The organism is Streptomyces sp. NRRL S-1813 (assembly GCF_000719605.1).
Taxonomy (GTDB): Bacteria; Actinomycetota; Actinomycetes; order Streptomycetales; family Streptomycetaceae; genus Streptomyces; species Streptomyces decoyicus.
The window spans coordinates 241,079-257,724 of the sequence record NZ_JOHB01000012.1 but is presented as its reverse complement, the minus strand read 5'-3'; the positions used below and the strand labels follow the sequence as shown (position 1 = coordinate 257,724).

General features: G+C 69.4%; 13 protein-coding genes and 2 pseudogenes. 8 read left to right on the top strand and 7 right to left on the bottom strand.

Annotation, left to right across the window (positions count from 1 at the left end; translation table 11 throughout):
• Positions 1-17: 17 nt before the first annotated feature.
• A complete protein-coding gene (locus IF67_RS0119765; protein ID WP_030987431.1) occupies positions 18-1,154 on the bottom strand; it encodes a substrate-binding domain-containing protein in 1,137 nt (378 codons plus the stop codon).
• A 559-nt stretch (positions 1,155-1,713) separates the two neighbouring features.
• Between IF67_RS0119765 and IF67_RS39345 the strand changes: the two are divergent.
• From IF67_RS39345 to IF67_RS0119735, 6 genes and pseudogenes are all read left to right on the top strand, one after another.
• Positions 1,714-4,283, top strand: a pseudogene (locus IF67_RS39345) (ATP-binding protein).
• On the top strand, positions 4,264-4,740 hold the full coding sequence (locus IF67_RS0119755) for a roadblock/LC7 domain-containing protein (protein ID WP_030987430.1): 477 nt from the start codon (positions 4,264-4,266) through the stop codon (positions 4,738-4,740). Before IF67_RS39345 ends, IF67_RS0119755 begins: the two are co-directional and overlap by 20 nt.
• A 159-nt stretch (positions 4,741-4,899) precedes the next feature.
• On the top strand, positions 4,900-5,316 hold the full coding sequence (locus tag IF67_RS0119750) for a DUF742 domain-containing protein (RefSeq protein ID WP_030987429.1): 417 nt from the start codon (positions 4,900-4,902) through the stop codon (positions 5,314-5,316).
• The gene (locus IF67_RS0119745; protein ID WP_030987428.1) at positions 5,264-5,878 is read left to right on the top strand and encodes a GTP-binding protein; all 615 of its coding nucleotides are present in this window, start codon (positions 5,264-5,266) and stop codon (positions 5,876-5,878) included. The genes IF67_RS0119750 and IF67_RS0119745 overlap by 53 nt, the downstream gene beginning before the upstream one ends.
• Positions 5,879-6,177: 299 nt before the next feature.
• Positions 6,178-6,849: a DUF4142 domain-containing protein gene (locus tag IF67_RS0119740; RefSeq protein ID WP_030987427.1), complete on the top strand. Its 672-nt coding sequence runs from the start codon at positions 6,178-6,180 to the stop codon at positions 6,847-6,849.
• 158 nt (positions 6,850-7,007) lie between these two features.
• Positions 7,008-7,529, top strand: a complete 522-nt coding sequence (locus IF67_RS0119735; RefSeq protein ID WP_030987426.1) for a MarR family transcriptional regulator — start codon at positions 7,008-7,010, stop codon at positions 7,527-7,529.
• Positions 7,530-7,630: 101 nt separating this feature from the next.
• On the opposite strand, the gene IF67_RS0119730 is transcribed toward IF67_RS0119735, so the two are convergent.
• The 4 genes from IF67_RS0119730 to IF67_RS0119715 form a co-directional block, all read right to left on the bottom strand.
• Entirely contained in the window at positions 7,631-8,485 is an 855-nt protein-coding gene (locus IF67_RS0119730) for an alpha/beta fold hydrolase (protein ID WP_030987425.1), read from the bottom strand.
• A gap of 207 nt (positions 8,486-8,692) precedes the next feature.
• A complete protein-coding gene (locus IF67_RS0119725; protein ID WP_199812749.1) occupies positions 8,693-10,603 on the bottom strand; it encodes an FAD-dependent oxidoreductase in 1,911 nt (636 codons plus the stop codon).
• A gap of 447 nt (positions 10,604-11,050) precedes the next feature.
• Positions 11,051-11,566 carry a putative immunity protein gene (locus tag IF67_RS0119720; RefSeq protein WP_030987423.1) on the bottom strand — a complete coding sequence of 172 codons (516 nt, stop codon included), beginning with the start codon at positions 11,564-11,566 and terminating at the stop codon, positions 11,051-11,053.
• A gap of 218 nt (positions 11,567-11,784) precedes the next feature.
• Positions 11,785-12,156 carry a VOC family protein gene (locus IF67_RS0119715; protein WP_030987422.1) on the bottom strand — a complete coding sequence of 124 codons (372 nt, stop codon included), beginning with the start codon at positions 12,154-12,156 and terminating at the stop codon, positions 11,785-11,787.
• An 80-nt stretch (positions 12,157-12,236) separates the two neighbouring features.
• Between IF67_RS0119715 and IF67_RS0119710 the strand changes: the two genes are divergently transcribed.
• Together IF67_RS0119710 and IF67_RS0119705 are read left to right on the top strand one after the other, a co-directional pair.
• Entirely contained in the window at positions 12,237-12,698 is a 462-nt protein-coding gene (locus IF67_RS0119710) for a MarR family winged helix-turn-helix transcriptional regulator (protein ID WP_030987421.1), read from the top strand.
• Positions 12,699-13,043: 345 nt separating this feature from the next.
• On the top strand, positions 13,044-14,141 hold the full coding sequence (locus tag IF67_RS0119705) for a PP2C family protein-serine/threonine phosphatase (protein ID WP_051818269.1): 1,098 nt from the start codon (positions 13,044-13,046) through the stop codon (positions 14,139-14,141).
• A 227-nt stretch (positions 14,142-14,368) separates the two neighbouring features.
• Here the strand turns inward: IF67_RS0119705 and IF67_RS45015 are convergent.
• Together IF67_RS45015 and IF67_RS0119695 are read right to left on the bottom strand one after the other, a co-directional pair.
• Positions 14,369-14,706 (bottom strand): annotated as a pseudogene (locus IF67_RS45015) (VOC family protein).
• Positions 14,707-15,050: 344 nt separating this feature from the next.
• Positions 15,051-16,457, bottom strand: coding sequence for a peptidase C39 family protein (locus tag IF67_RS0119695; protein WP_030987412.1), 1,407 nt, complete (start codon positions 16,455-16,457; stop codon positions 15,051-15,053).
• Positions 16,458-16,646 lie beyond the last annotated feature (189 nt).

Genomic DNA, 16,646 nt, shown 5'->3' with positions numbered 1-16,646 from the left:
AGCACGTCGCGCACCCCTCACTCGCCCCAGATCTTGCGGTAAGCCTGCCGGTAACCCTCGGAGTCCCAGGACAGTGCGCCGCCGCTGTTGGCCGCGGTGGCGATGTGGACGGGGGCGACGTACCCGCTGTCCGGGGCGCCGGTGAAGGCGCGGTTGAACTCGTCGATGATCTGCCAGCCCTGTTCGGAGAGGGGCTCGGGCACGGTGGCGGCCTGGAACTCCTTGCCGTTGACGCGCTGGAAGGCCGACGGATCGCCGTCACCGGCACCGATGTTGAAGGGGGCGCCGGCGCCGTCCTTGCCCGCGGCACGCAGGGCGGGCGCGGCATGCTGGAAGTACAGGTCGTTGATGGCGGCGGAGTAGGTCCACTTGCGGCCGAAACGGGACAGCAGGGAGCGGACTTCCTTGATGGAGCGGCTGTTGACCTGGGGAATGGGCATGTTGGTGTAGCTCAGCAGCTTGGTGCCGGAGCAGGCGGCGAGTTCCTTCTTGATCAGGTCGGACTTGCGCTTCGCGAAGGGCACCGAGGCGTCGGTGAACAGGACGACGCCCGCGCGGCCGTGGGAGCGGGCGATGATCCAGTCGGCGCTGATCTTCGCGACGTCCTCGACCCGGGAGGTGATGTTGCTGAAGAGCTGCGGATCCTTGCTGGGCCCGGGAGCCGGGGCGGCGTGCCAGCCGATCAGCGGGATTCCCGCTGCATGGGCCTTCTTGACCTCCTCGGGGGCTGTCCCGGGATCAAAACCGCTGATGACGATGCCGTCCGGCTTGAGGCGGATCGCCTGCTGGAAGGCGGCCCGGAGACCGGCGGGCGTGCCCTGCCCGTTGAGGGTGCGGGAGTGCCACCCGACGATCTTGGCGGCTTCCTGGACCCCTTGGGCGACCCCGGCGACGCCGGGGTTGGTCAGCGTCTGGGCGATGTAGACGACGCTCTTGCCGTGGACGGCCTCGGGCCCGGTGGTGGGGCCCCTCCAGGGGGCGTTGACCTCTTCAGCCTTCTTGACGGCTTTTTCGGCTCTGGAGAAGGCAGCAGGGCATCCGGGCTTGGCGGAGTTCCTGTGGGACGCGGTGGTGCCGGCGCCGGGTTCGCAGCCGGTGGCGGCCATGACCAGGAGCGCAGCGGCTGTCACGACCGCCTTGCGGGTGGGGTGCACGGGTCTCCTCGCAGGGCAGGATGAGGATACGGGTTGGGGTGGGGGGAGACAGATTACGGGTGGCGATGTTCCGAGGGGCAGCCACCTTCGACTGGCACGGCCACGCCGCCGACGCCGGACCCGGTGAGCAACAATTCGGCCGCCGCGCTGCTCCCCTCCGGGCAGTGGCACATCGACCCACACGGCCCACCGCAAGGGAGTAACGGGCCAAACATGACAAAGAGCTGAATACCGTTTGGCCATTGGTCGTCATGTGTTGCCTGTGCGTGCACAAGCGGTAATGTTCACGGCCGGTCAGGCATGTGGCGCAAACCTTTCGCTCTCATTCGGGGTGAACTTCGCGAGCATCACATTCCCCCCCCGTCGTCGGCGGTCGGCACCAACACCACCTCGGTCACCGCTCAGGAGAAGTCGTAAGGAGGCCTGGGTGTCTGTGGACGCAGTGGACCCGCCACACGAACCGGACCCGTCCAGGCGTTCAGCGTCGAGGCCGCCGTTCCGTCAGCAGGCGGGCGCTTTCCTGGACCGATGGCCGTTCCGGCGCAAGCTCAACGTTCTGGTGATCGCACCCGTCGCCGTCGTCGGCGTGCTGCTGGCCATCGGTGTCAACACCCAGGTGGAGAAGGCCCGGGACGCCGGCCGGAGCGCGGAGCTGGTGCGCGACAGCGAGCAGGTCACGAGGCTGATCAACGACGTACAGGCCGAACACCGGCAGGCGCTCCTGCTGTCCGTGGAGCAGGAGTCGGCCCGGGCCGGCACCGCCCTGCCGTCCACCACCGCCTACCGCCGGACCCAGCGGGACACCGATGAGCAGGTCACCGCCGTGCGTTCCGCGTTCGGGGAAAGGCTGCCGAAGGACGAGGCGCGGGCCCTCCAGTTCATCCGGGGCCTCACCGTGCTGCGCGACAAGGTCGAACGGGGCTCGGTTCCGGCCGCGAGCATCGACCCCGCGTACGCTGCCGCCGTCGGCTACCTGATCGACGGCATCGGCCTGGACCGCTTCGCCGGCACCTCGTCGTCCTCGGTCACCCGTCTGCTCGACACGGTGCTGCGCGCCGACGCCGCCCACGCGGCCTACGAGAGCGGGGTGTTCTCCGCCCAGACCCGGGATGCCAACGCACTCACCGAGTACACCCGTGCGGTCGGCGCCCACAAGCTCTACGAGGAGCAGGCCGCGCGGTTCGGCAGGATCGCCGACCCGGAGCAGGTCCTGCGCCTTGAGGGGATCGCGCGGGATGCCGAGGAGAACGGCATCGAGGCCCGGTTCGCGGAGCTCCAGATCGATCCGGGCTCCCTCCAGGGCCAGACCCCGGATCAGCTGCGCAAGGCGATCGCCGCCGGAACCCGGCAGGCCGAGGCCCGCCTCGACATCACCAGGTCGCTGATCGAGCAGATCGCCACCCGGGCCGACGGTCTCTCCCGGAGCGCCCTGCACAACGCGCTGGCGATGCTCGGCGTCGCCCTGCTCGGCTTCGCCTGCTGGCTGTCCTTCTCCGTCCTGGTCCGGCGCTCGGTCGTACGTCCCCTGGCGGCCCTGACCGGCGCCGCCCAGCAGGTGGTCGACGTGGCCGGCGAGGAGCTCGCCAAGGTCGAGGACGACGAGTCGACGGAGCGCACCCCGCTGCGGGCGCGGCCGATCCCCGTCCCGGTCCGCGACGAGATCGGCGACCTGGCCGAGGCGTTCAACCAGGTGCAGGTCACCGCCGCGGCGCTGCTGGAGCGGCAGGTGGTCAGCCGCCGCAACGTCGCCGAGATGTTCGGCAACGTCGGACGCCGGGTCAGCAACCTCACCTCACGCCAGCTCATGCTGATCGACGCCGTGGAACGCGAGGAGACCGACCCCGACGTCCTGGAGCGGATGTACCGCATCGACCACCTCGCCGTACGTCTCCAGCGCAACGCCGACAGCCTGCTGCTGCTCGCCGGAATCCGCGACCCCGAAGTGGACGCCCGGCCGACCACCCTGGTCAACGTCATTCGGGCAGGGCTCGGCCAGATCGAGGGATACCAGCGGGTCTCCCTGCGGTCCGAGACGGAGGTCACCGTCGCGCCCGACATCGTCGACGATCTGACCCTGATGCTCGCCGAACTGCTGGAGAACGCGGTCTCGTTCTCCCCGTCCGCCACCCCCGTCGAGGTGGTCGTCCGGCCCGGCACCGACATCACCGCGGACGGTGGTGCCCTGATCGAGGTCATCGACCATGGCCTCGGCATGAGCGCGGAACGCCTCGACGAGGAGAACTCCCGGCTGGTCCGCCGGAACGGCTCGACCTCGTACCGACCAAGGTCCTCGGCCTGTTCGTGGTCGGCAACCTCGCCCGGCGCTCGGGCATACGGGTCACCCTGAGCCGTACGCCGGGCGGCGGGGTCACCGGCACCGTCTGGCTGCCCTCCACGCTGCTGCTGGCCGTGAATCCCGCGGCCACACCGGTCCCTGCCCCGGGCCGGGGCGCGGACGTGGACCCGGACGTGAGCGTGGACGCGGGCGCGGGCGCGGCCATGAACCTGGACGTGGACCCGGACGTGGCCGAGACCGAGTCCGCGGTCGCGTCCGAGACCGAGACCGAGACCGCGTCCGAGACCGAGACCGCGTCCGAGGCCAAGATCAAGGACGCGGCCACAACGGAGTCCGCATCCGAGTCCGAAACAGGGTCCGAACCTGAGTCCGCATCAGAGCAACCGGCAACGCCCGAGCAGGAGCCCCGCGCTCCCGCGCCCGGGGCCGGGCCGGCCTCCGCCACTCCCCTGCCGGTGCGGGCCCCCGCCGCCAGGCTCGAACGGCGGCCGGCCGCCCCCTCGCCGCAAGGCGAGCTCCCCCGGCGCCTCCCGCGCCGCACGGACGCGGACCAGGCAGGTCCCGTGCCCGAGCCGCGCCCGGCACGGTCCGGCCGGCCGCTGCGACGGCGGGTACGGGGAGCGACGCTCGATATGACCACCCCAACGGCCGACCGTGGGGCCCAGTCCGTGCGCCGGCCGGTCGACGCCGACGCGGTCCGTACGGAGCTCGACGAATTCGAGGCCGCCGTACGCAGGGCAGAGCAAGAAAGTGCCGCTGCCCCGAGGGACCCAGCGCCCTCACCACACCAGCACCCCCGGAAGGAGTCGGGCAGTGACCACGCCGACAGGTAAGAGCGGTTCCGAGCGGGAAGAACCCACCGATCTGACAGCCGCCGCGGCCGACTTCACCTGGCTGCTCGACCGGTTCGCCACCCAGACCGCCGGCGTCGTCGACGCCATCGCGGTGTCCTCCGACGGCTTGCTGATCGCGGTCTCCCAACTGCGCGAGCAGGCCGACTCCGAACGGCTCGCGGCGATCGTGTCAGGCATCACGAGCCTGGCCGCCGGTGCGTCCGGCAACTATGGACTCGGCGGCCTCAACAAGGTCATCATCGATTTGGAGGGCGGCCATGTGCTGGTGTCCTCCATCGGCTGCGGTGCCGTCCTCGGCGTGGTGACCTCGAAGGAGGCGAAACTCGGCAACATCGCCTACGAGATGACCCTCTTCGCCAACCGGGCCGGGAGCGCGCTCACCCCCCAACTGGTGCTGGAGCTGAAGAAGAGCGCAGGCGCCGCACCGGCCCGCTGACCCGTCCCACACTGCGACACCGCGGAGGCAGGGGCAGGCGCTGAGAAGAGGAGCAAGATGGCCGCCGGTGGACCAGGACCGGACGAGAGTGGGGGTCCCCCCTGCTCATGGTGGTCCCCTCGCTCGAGCGAAGCCGAGAGTGGGGGAGGAGCCGAGAGCTTGGGGGAGGGCAGCGCCCCGGATCCGACGGAACCCGCCGGCCGCGCTCCCGCGATCCGGCCTTTCCTGCTCACCGCCGGCCGGGTGGCGGGGGGCGGCGCCGGCCCCCCGCTCCCGGTCGAGGCCCAGGTCGTGGCGACCTCGTCCGGGCTCTGCGTCCTGGACTCGCTCGCCTTCGAACAACACGACATCGTCGCCGCCTGCCGACGGCCGCAATCGGTGGCGGAACTGGCCGCCCGGCTGCGACTCCACCTCAACGTGGTCCGGGTGCTGGCCAAGGACCTGTGCACCGCCGGACATCTGGCGGTCCACGTCCCGAACGCCGGCACAGCCCAGGACATCTCCGTACTGCGAAGGGTTATCGATGGCCTCCGTACCGTCCCCGACTCACGGGAGGCACTCCGTGACAGCGGTTGAACAGCCGCCGGTACCGGTCAAGTTGGTCATCGCCGGCGGCTTCGGCGTCGGCAAGACCACGGCCGTGGGGGCGATCTCCGAGATCCGGCCACTGACCACGGAAGCCGCCATCACCGAGGTCGCGGCAGGCGTGGACGATCTCTCGCACACCCCCGGCAAGACCACCACCACGGTCGCCATGGACTTCGGCTGCCTCACCATCGACCCGACGCTGAAGCTCTATCTGTTCGGCACGCCGGGGCAGGACCGGTTCGGGTTCATGTGGGACGACCTGGTCGAGGGCGCTCTCGGCGGCCTGGTGATCGTCGACACCCGCCGCCTGGACGACTGCTACGCCGCGGTCGACTACTTCGAGCACAAGGACATCCCGTTCGCCGTCGCCGTCAACGCGTTCGACGGTGCGGTCCACCACGACCTCGACGAGGTGCGGTGGGCGCTGGACGTCTCCGAACACGTACCGCTGATCGTCTTCGACGCACGCCACACGGGCTCGGTCCGGGACGCCCTGCTGGTCGTCCTCGAAGTCGCCCTGTCCCGCGCGGAAAGCACCGCGAGGAGCTGACTGCCGAACCCCCTTCCGGGCAGGCCCGCTGATCCCCCTGCCCGGAATCCGCTATGCCGTCTCCCCGACGAGGTCCGCCCCCGTGGGCCGGGCGAGGCGGGCGAGGCGGGCGAGGCGGGCGAGGCGGGCGAGGCGGGCGAGGCGGGCGAGGGTATCCGATGACGGCTGCCCGCTCCCCCCTTTTTGCGCATCATCGCTGAATCGATTCGTTTGCCCAGTGCAAACGTTAGCGTGACCCGTGCCCCAGCAGTCTCGGGTGCCGCAGTGTCCGCGCACCGTCACGCACTCCAGGAGGCACGATGAAATCTCACGCACGGAATTCCCAGCCCTCATCCAGTCGAGGCCGGCTGATAGCCGGTGTGGTCGCTCTCGTGGCGGTCATCGCCACCGTGTCCGTGTGGCTCTCGCAAAGAAACAGCTCGGCCGACGAGGCGGTCTCCGCCCATGTCCCGTCAGCGGAGGCCGGTCCGGCAGCACCGCAGTCATCCAACACGGGCGCAGTCACCGCGTTGGACAAGACCTTCCTCACCAAGGTCCGGCAGGCCGGACTGTGGGAGATGCCGGCGGGCCGGCTCGCCCAGACGCACGCATCGAGCGAAGCGATCAAACGGGCAGGCATGCACCTACTCGACGGACACAGCAAACTCGATCAGCTGGTCCGCGAGGACTCCGAGGCGCTGAACGCGCCCATCCCCGACGAGGCAACCGCCGAACAGCAGGGCTGGGTCAACCAGTTGAAGAAGGCCCGGGGCCGCGCCTTCGACCAGCTTTTCGTGGACCTGCTCCGTGCGTCCCACGGCAAGGTGTTCATCACCATCGGCGAAGTCCGCGCATCCACCAAGAACACCCTGGTCAGGCGACTGGCAACACAGACCAACAACACTGTCCAGGACCACATGGACGTCCTGGAGGACACCGGCCTCGTCACGGACGCCACCCTCGACGACGTCGCCTCCACCATTCCCAAATAACGGTCCGCCCCGCCATCTGCCCAACGGCCAACGGCCAACGGCTCAACGGTGCAAACGGCAGGGCCCGCCGTGTCCGCCCCCTCACATTTCCCCCTCCCCACGCTCTTTGCTCCACGCAAAGGCTGCCAAGCGTGCGCCCGAGCGAGGTAGAAATGAGCATGATCGAGCGCGAGGGGGGACCGCCGGACATGGGCGACGTCGATGCGGTGACCCGGGCGGTGCTGACAGCCTCCCGAGTGCTGGTCAGCGTGTCCGCACGCTCACTGGCCGCAGCCGAGGACAAGGCCACGCTGCCCCAGTTCCGCCTGCTGGTCGTACTGTCCGTGCACGGCGCCACCAACCTGTCCACACTGGCCGAACTCCTCGGAGTCAACCCCTCCACCGCGATGCGCATGATCGACCGGCTGACCGGCGCAGGCTTCGCGAACCGGCAGGCCAACCCGGGCAACCGGCGCGAAACCCTGATCCAGTTGACGCAGGACGGGCGCCGCATCGTCGAAGAGGTCACGGCCCGCCGCCGGAAGGAAGTCGCAGCGATCGTCGCTCGCATGGACCCCGCACAGGGCGCGGCGCTGGTCGATGCCCTCACCGCATTCACCGAGGCGGCCGGCGAACCGGCCGTGCCGTCGGCCGGTCACGATGCGTACCCCTTGGGCTGGACCGAACCACCCGCCCTCTGACCAGCGGGAATCCGTGGCAGCGCGCTACCGCCGCTCCCTCCCCGCAATGCCCCTGGTGGGCTCGTTCACGGCGAACGAGCCGAAGCTGACTTGACGGGGAGTCAGCGCGCCGCGATGTTCGCGAGCAACTCGGCGGCGGGCTTCGGGTGGACGAGCCAGCGCAGGTGGCTCCCTTCGAGGGTCCGCACCTCGAAGGGGTTGTCGGGTGTGAGCGCATCGGCTTCGCGGATCATCCGGTCCTGCATGGCGAGCGGAATGCTGGCGTCGTCGGCCAGGCGCACATAGGTCTTGGGAATCCGGCCCCAGGTCGCGGCCTGCGCCCGGTCGGCAGACGTACCGACATCGAGATTCTCATCGGGCTGGAAGGTGTTCAGGAACGCACGGAACTCATCATCGGTGAGGTCGGCGGCGAAGGCTTGCCGGAACGCGGCGAGCACCACCGGGTCAGCGGTTCGGAAGTTGGTCCGGAGCAGACCGAGTTCGGCCGGATTCCCGACGACCGCCGGAGCGAAGGCACCCGGGTCGACGTCCGCCATCTCCGGCCCGGCGTAGTAGTCGCTGACGTCCAGGCCGACCGGGCACCAGGCGGAGACGTAAGCGAGCCGGTCGACCAGCTCGGGCCGGGTGTTGCCGACCGCGGTGATCGTGCCGCCACCCCTGCTGTGGGCGACAAGGATGGTCGGCCCGTTCCGCTTCGCCCGTTCGAGGACTTCGATCACGCGGGCAACGTTGTCGGCGAGTGTGACTCCCTTGATGCTCCCCGGTTCCGCGGCGAGCGCGTGGAGATCCTGAGGTGCCTGGTAGGCCGCGGGGAATGTCGCCTCGAACCCATGGCCCGGAAGGTCGACCGCAACCGAGCGGTGCCCGAGCAGGGCGAGCTCGGCCTGGAGCGGCGCAAACGAGAACGAATTCGCAAAGGCCCCGTGAACAAGGACAAATGTCGGCAGATTCTGCATACCTCAGCCTCCACCAGAACGATCTTCGGAGCAAGGTCACATCATGCAGTTCCGCTGATCGTTACGACGAACATTCTCTCCCAAGGGGCGGGGCGTGCGCCGGGCTTGGTGGCGGCACTGTGCGCACGCATCCACGTGCTGAGCGGACGGGCCCAGTCCGGTGTCCCGGCGAGTGGGGCACCGGACCGGGGCGTCCCGTCTTCCCTGTCAGCCCGTGTGGACCTTCAATGCCGTCCGGACGGCGGATTCGAGGGCGCCTTCGATCCAGGCGGGTTTGATGGACGTGTGGTCCCCCGCGAAATGCAACGGCCCTTCGGAGGCGGGGACGTCGGGGAACAGTTCCGTGTGCTGTCCGGGGAAGAGCACGGAAGCCTCACCGTAGGCGTAGTGATCGCGCATCCACGACTGGGTCTTGCACTTGTTGGTGAAGAAGACCTCGCACCGGCGGCCGAAGACAGCCTGCACTCCGGCGAGCGCGCGCAGATACCGCTCCTCGTCGGCGAAGGCGTCCCATTTGAGGGCGTCGTCGGACCAGCTGTAGGAGGCGAGCATGATGCCTCCGTCGCTGCCCTCCAGAGGGTGCGCGTGCTCGAAGTACATGAAGCGGTTGGAGTTGTCGCTCACGGTGCCGCCGCCACGGACATGAGCGGCATCCGGTTCGCCGCTCACGACGGGCCGGAAGACGGCGAAGCACTTCTTGAGTTCGTCGGGGATCGTCACCCCCAGGTTCTTCACGGACTTGTGCGCGCCGAGGTACTTGCCGTGCTTGACCCCGCCCGCCTTGTACTTCTCATAGAGCTTGTCCTCGATGGAGTTCAGCGCCTCCTTCCACTGCGCCTCGGTGAACTCCCACCAACGGCGGGAGAACTCCAGCAGCACCTTGGTCGCGGCGTCGTAGTGCAGTTCCGTGATGGCCCGGCGCTTGCCGTAGGCGAGCGGAGGGTCGAAGGTCACGTGGCGCAGTCCGGAGAAGGGGACGGTGATGATCGCCTCGTCACCCTCGAAGACCTCCGTGACACCCCCCTCGCCGGTCTGGCAGTCCTCGGAAACGGTGTGCACCCTGACCTTGCCGCCGTGGTGTTCGATGCGTAAGGCGCGCCTGTCGAGCCGTACCTTCCCCTTCACAGGCGCGTACAGCGCGTCGGCGAGCAGCGCGGTGCCGCCCTTGATCTCCCAGAACTTGGTCTTGGGGTCGATGAGCGCGGCGGACAGGAAGCTGTGCGTGAAGGAGAGATGCAGCCTGGAGGTCAGGTTCTGGATGGTGCCGATGAGGTCGATGGTCCTGGTGTCGAGTCTGGCGACTTCGGTGAGATACCGGTACATGGACCAGTGGCCGTACTTCTTGAGAACCTCGGCCCATCCGTTGACGAGGGCCGTCCCCTCCTTGCCCCGGATGAGCCGGTGTGCGGGTTCGAGGGCGTGCGCGAGGATGGCAGAGGCGGTCTTCGTGCGATGGGAGCCCGTGACACCGAAGGTGTCGTTGATCTTTTGGGGGTTCTTCTCGTAGTCGGCACGGCGCATGTGGATGCCATTGACGTGGATCCAGGTGCGGTTGGCCTGCTTCGTCGGGTCGTCGACCTCCACGTCCACCAGGTAGAACTCCTGGAGCGCGAGGCCGAGTTTCTTGATCAGTGCCATGAGGAGCGGGTGGCTGTCGGGCAGCCGCATGGCCCCGGCTTCGGCGTACTGCCTGGGGTCGGCGAAGGGCTGCTCCCCCTTCTCGTGGCCGCCCTTGCGGAACGTCTTGATGCGGCCGCCGACGCGGTTGCCGTTGGCCTCGATCACGACGACATCGTGGCCTGACCGGTTGAGCAGGTTGGCGGCGAGCAGGCCGGCCGGTCCGGCCCCGACGATCAGAACCCGCTTTGTAGCTTTCGCCCCGCCGGCGGGCAAGCCGTTCTCGATGGCCTTCAAGTAGGCCGGGACGAGGGGCCTGTCGTGCTCGTCGTAGACGGCAATGGCGCGGGCGACCGTGGTGTACGCCTTGGGATCGACGCCGGGCAGCACCGCGCCCGGCGCCGTCGAGGGTGCGGTGGCAGGGCTCAACGCGGTCGCGGGCGCGGCGGAGACGGCGGTGAGCCCGGCAGCGAGCGCCGAGGCACCGGTCGCCGTGACCACGGAGCGCCGAGAGGGCTGCGCGCCGTGCGACCGAGGCGAGGGGTGCGAGGCACGTGAAGCATCCGTCGCGAGTTGCTCCGCGCTCGATGCGCCCGTGTTCTCCGTGCTCGGAATGCTCACGTCTGGGGTGCTCACGCCTGGGGTGCTCATGTCTTGTGTACTCATCGGGCATCACACTTGGCATACGAGCGACGCAGAGCCAGCGCATTCACACGGACGAGGACGGTAAACCACTCGAACCGCTACATGACGCGGCTCCCCCGTCAACGCCCTGACGAGAACCGGACGTTCGCAGCCCGCCGTCCCTTCCCGAGGCACCCTGACCAGCAAAATTCACCTCGTCTGCGCGGGCCATGGCCACCCGTCGGCGCCGTCCACCTCACCCTCGGCCGGACGCCACGAACGCCCCCGTACGCCTCCCCCGCAAGAGAGCGCCCCCACGCGCGCTCAGCAGTCAAACACCGACCAGCAGATGTCGTTCCGCAATCGCTGGTCGTCAAGTACGAGCTCGCGAATCTCCTCCGGGAGCTGGTCACGCTGCCACTGGCACTCGCGTCGCCCTGCGGCCTCATCCTCCCCTCCCGGCGCGACAGCACGTGCGGCCTTGATCGCGTAGGCGGCCGCACCGAGCTCATGTGCGGCGACATGTGCGACGACCCCGGCCTGGCCGGCGGCGTACGCGGCATGCCGTGCTGCGCCACGCAGGTCTCGGGCCGCGCCCATTGCATGGCCTCCCGCCGCGCGAGCCTGGGTCATCTTGACCTCGCCACGTACCCAGGCGCGGGCATGCTCGATCGCTTGACGCGGCCGTGGGTCCTCAGGCCGAGCCGACTCGAAGAGGCCAAGAACGTGCTCCGCGCAAGATGCCGCCCAGAGAGCGAGGAGATGGTGATCCGAATCAGTGAGGGTCCCACCGCGCCGGAGCGTCACGAAGCGAGGGTCCCGGACCTTCGGCAGGATCATGATGGGCACTCCTTCTGCTGGCATCCGCCCCACACCCGAGGGCACGCGCCGCGACCAGCACGCCCCCCAGGCAAAGCCTGCAAACCCGGTGGTCGATCCGCAAGCCTGTCGACCACACCGCGTGCCAACTGAGCGCGCTTCCCCTCCCCCTTCCTCCAGTAGCCGGGTGCCGACGGGAAAGGAGAGGGACCCGTCCGGGGGAAGGGCCGCGGTTTCGTTCAGCCTCCGTGGGCGGTGAGTGTGTATCCCTCCGGACCCTCGAAGGAGAACATCGGCCCGAAGGGGCTGTCCGCCATCGGCGCGAGGATCTTGATGCCGTTGGCGACGAGCTGGTCGTGGAGCTGATGAGCGTCCGGAGTCCGGAACCAGAGCACCACGCCGAGGCCCGGCCGAGGGGCATCGGCGAGGTTGACGCCCGGGAGGAGCGCGCGGACCGCGAACGGGGTCGGCTCGGTGTCGAACACGACCGCGTGCGGGGGCGAGACCGCGGCCCGGCGCAGTCCGAGATGCTGCTCGCAGAAGGCCGCCGCGGCTTCCAGGTCGTGGACCTGTAGGGCGACGAAGTCGGGACCGTCGATGGCGACAGGCATGGGTTTCCCTCACTCTTCAATGTCAGGACTTTGACATGGGGAGATTAGGGCGCCGGAATCGGCTATGTCAAAATGCTGACATGAACGAGAGTGTGCCGACGGAGCCGTTCCGCCCTGCGGACGACGTCACCCACCACGTGGGATATCTGCTCAAACGTGCCCAGGCCGCCCTGCGCGGCGCCATGGACAAGGTTCTGCGGGAGCACGGGCTGACCGTGCCGCAGTACGCCACTCTCGAACTGCTGGCCCTGCACCCCGGCATGTCGAACGCCGACCTCGCCCGCGCAACCTTCGTCACCCGGCAGTCCGGGAACGTCGTCCTGCGGGGCCTACAGGACGCGGGACTGCTCACCCGCCCCGCCACTGCCGATCATGGCCGGGCCCGGCCCGCCCGCCTCACCGAAGAAGGCCACGTACGTCTCGCCGCGGTCCAGGACTCCGTGTACGCAATCGAACAGCGCATGGTCGAGGCGATCCCGCCCCAGCGCATCGCGGCGCTCCGCACCGACCTCGACCGCATCGCGGCAGCTCTGGAGGACTGACCCGCCGGCCGGCGCGAAGACACCCTGATGACGGCGGCCAGATGCGTGTGCGCGGCCGCCCGCCCGCCTGCCCGCCTGCCCGCCTGCCCGCCTGCCCGCCTGCCCGCCTGCCCGCCAAGGATTTCCGGGGCCTCTCGCCGAGAAGTACGCGGTCACCACGTCCGACGCCGGGGGCTCATGCAATCTGCACGATTCCCGATCCGCGCCGCCCTGCCCGCCCACACGCTCAACCGGCCAACCACAGCGCTCACGGCACCACCAGAGCCGGCGAGCCGGTACGGGGCAGGCGGCCGACTCCGATCCGTCAGAGCGCTATGTTCCGTTTGCGTAGATATTCTGTGAAGTGTGATCGAGTCTGGACGGCCGCGGCCCCGTCGTCGCCACGGCCGGCGGAGGTTTGTGCGGCTGTCGCCGGTGATCCTGACCGTCGTCATCGCAAGCCTGGCGTACGCCACTCCCCCGGAAATGGCCTTCAGCCGCCTCCTGCCCGCGGCGCCGGCCCTCGCCGCCGCCATGTGGCCGGTACTCCCCACCGTCCTGCTGGGGACGGTCTGCCTCTTTCTCATGATCGGCCTCAGCATCGTGTTCCCCGGTCTGGGGACGTGGTGGACGGCTGCGGGAATCATCGCGGTCACCGTGGCGGCCGCGTACGGAAGTCATGTCCGGCTCCAGCGGGAGCGGACCCTCTTTCAGGTGCGGCTCGTCGCCGACGCGGCGCAGCAGGTGGTGCTGAGTCCGATGCCGCGCCGCTTCGGGAGCGTCGAGATCGAGTCGCTGTATCTCGCGGCCGCGGCGGAGGCCCGTATCGGCGGAGACTTCTACGAGGTGGTCGACACGCGGTACGGGGTCAGGCTGCTCATCGGTGATGTGCGGGGCAAGGGCTTGCCGGCAGTGGGGGCGGCCGCGGCGATCGTCAACTCCTTCCGGGAGGCGGCCTACGGCGAGGCAGACATGGTCAGCGTCGCGCGCCGGCTGGACGCCAGCAGCACCCGTTACAACGCCGCCTTTCCCCCCGAGGGGCCGATGGAGCGTTTCGCCACCGCCCTTCTTGTCGAGATCCCGCACGGGGGCGGGCGTATCGAGATCCTCAACTGCGGACACCCCCCGCCGCTGCTCCGGAACCGCGGGGAACTCCGTGCCCTGGAGCCCACCACCCCCTCGCCGCTGCTCAACCTCGCGGAGCTGATCGGCGATCACTACACCATCGACACCTTCGACTTCGCCCCCGGTGACCTGCTGCTTCTCTACACCGATGGGGTCGCCGAGGCCCGCGCCCGCGACGGCGGGTTCTTCCCGTTGGCGGCCTGGATGCGCCAACAGCCCCCGACGCCGCCCCACGAGCTGCTGACGGCTCTTCACCGCGACCTCCTCCGCTACAGCAGAGGACGCCTGGACGACGACATCGCCGCCCTCGCAGTGCGCCTGCGCGAACCCTCGGAGTAGGCCCGGCCCGGATCGCGGCCAGGTGATGTCTCCATCCGGTGTGCTGCCGGTGCCTCCCACGGACGACCTCGCTGTCGATTCCCTACCGAGCGATCCGACACGGGGTACCTGGTCGTCAGGGATGGCGGTGAGGGGGCTCGCGGGTGCGTACGCGACTGCGGCCCGGCGCAGGTCCCAGGCGCGGCTGCCCCGGACGATTCCTTCGGTGGATGGCCCCTCGGCAGCCGTCAGCCGAACTGCTCGGCCAGTCCGACGATGATGCCCTCGGGGCCACGGACGTAACAGAGCCGATAGATGTCCTCGTACTGCTCCAGCTCACGACGAGTTCGGCACCGTGGGTGCGCAGACGGGCCAGGACGTCCCCGATGTCATCGACGGCGAACATGATGCGGCGAATGCCCGGCGTGTTCACCGGCGCGTCTTTCGGCTCGGCGCTGATGGCCTTCGGCCTCTGGAACTTCGCCAGCTCGACTCGGCCGTGGCCGTCCGGGGTCCCCAGCGTGGCGCTGTCCTGTCGGACGTCGTCGACAACGATGAGGACGTCGTCCATCCGCTGAATCGCCAGGCTGTATCTCCTTGGTGCGCTACGGCGGCCACGGCGGCCGCATCTGCCCCTGAGACGAAGCCGACAGGCCCTCAGCGACACCCCCTCCTGCCCGTCGCCTTCGGAACTCCGAGCTCGGTCAGGCGCATGGAGTCTCAGTGAGCAGCCTGCACCACTCAACCCCACCGGCTCATCGGCGAGTTCGGCGGTGCTGCCGCTGCGGCTACCGACCACATCACCACCGCGGCGACTTCGCCCTGTCGCAGAACAAAATCACGGTGGACCCGGTGCGGCCGCCTCTCCCCCGACGGCAGTGCGCGCTGCCTGCCGTCAGGGCATCAAGGCCACCTTCGGGATGCACCTGCTCAGCGGATTCCCAGCTCCGCCAGAACCCGGCGCTGAGTTGGTGCCGGCTTGGCCGGGAAGTACAGGTAGCAGACCCCGCCGCTCGCGCCGACGACCTTGCCTTCGGCGTTCTTCCGCTTCGTCCGCAGCCAGATGTTCTCGAACTGACGGCGCTTGTAGACGTGCCGGACTGCGGCGTTGTCGGGTGAGGCCGGGTCGTTCGCGATGACGTCGCCGTCCTTGGTGAAGCCGATGACGGTCATCAGGTGGCCGGCGGTGCCGTAGCCCGCGCCGTCGAGTTCTGCCTTCAGGAAGGACTGGGACGTGATGACCGGGATGCCCGCGTGGATGAGGCGTTCGGCGTCCGTGAGGGAGGACAGGCGGGTGACGATGCCCTGTAGATCCCGGTAGGTGGCGGCATAGGCGGCGTTGAAGGGCCAGTTGCCGCAGCCTTCGTACTGGTAGTCGAAGGTGTGGCGGGCGGCGTGGCAGACCTGGGGGTCGGCGTAGTCGGGGTTGACCCAGGACAGCTGCTGCTGGGTGGGCCTGCGGCCCCAGTGTTCGATGATCATCTGGGAGGAGGTGGGGCTGCACCATGCCTCGCCGCCGTTGTCGTACTCCGGGTACTGGCCCTTGTGGATCTCCTGCGAGTAGCGGGGGACGGCCAGCTCACGGCCGACGTGACCGGGCGCGGACGCCGGTACCTCGAAGCGGTCGGGGACGTCCGAGCCCATGGCGCCCAGCCGCCAGACGGTGGGGGTGAGGGTGCCACCGGGCTTGCGGTAGAGGGTGACGCGGAGCTCGTAGGAGGTCAGGCGGAGGCCGCTCGCCGGGGTGTCGATGGCGAAGGTGTCCGTGGAGATGCTGCTCTTGCCGTCCTTCTGGCCGTCGACGGAGGTACGCCGGATGTCGGCGTCGCTGTCGCCGGCGGTCCAGCGGCCCATGACGTACCAAGGGGTGCGGCCGCCATCGGTGTAGGTGCCGCGTAGTTCGACGGCGATCCAGGTGCCGGACGGGGTGTGCGCGTTCCACGAGGCAATGACCTCGGTGGCGGGGACCCTGAGGCTGTGGACCGGAGAGGTCCAGGTGGCGTACTCCCAGGTGGCGGTCCTGCCGGTGTGCGGATCTTTGTAGTCGGAGGTGCCGGCCGGGTGCGCCAGGCGGATGCCGGGCCGGGCGCCGTGCGCGACGGCGGTGCCCTTGGCGTGGCCCTTGGTCCAGTCGGATGCGGTGGTCCAGGCGTGATAGTCCACGAGGCTCTTCGGTCGGCGCGCGGCGGTGTCCGGGGTGGCCGGGGTGGTGGCGGTGGCCGGGGCCGGGGCGGTTCTGCGGGAGGTGCCGGCGGCCTGCGCGGAGGGGGCGGCGACACCCGCCGCGGCGGCGAGGGCGGCGGCCAGGACGGTGCGCCGGGGCGCGGAGCTGGTCATGGTGGAGGTCCCCCAGTCGGATGCGTACGAGTGGGTGCGGAGGGTCGGGCCGGGCCCCGGGCGGGCACGGGCGGGTCGGCAGTGGCTCAACTATTCCGGTTCCGGGCCTGCTTCGGAAGGCGCTGCGGCGCGCGTCGCCGCACGAATATTGGTGTGGACCACTGGCGGGAGCAGTGGTGTGGGACCCCC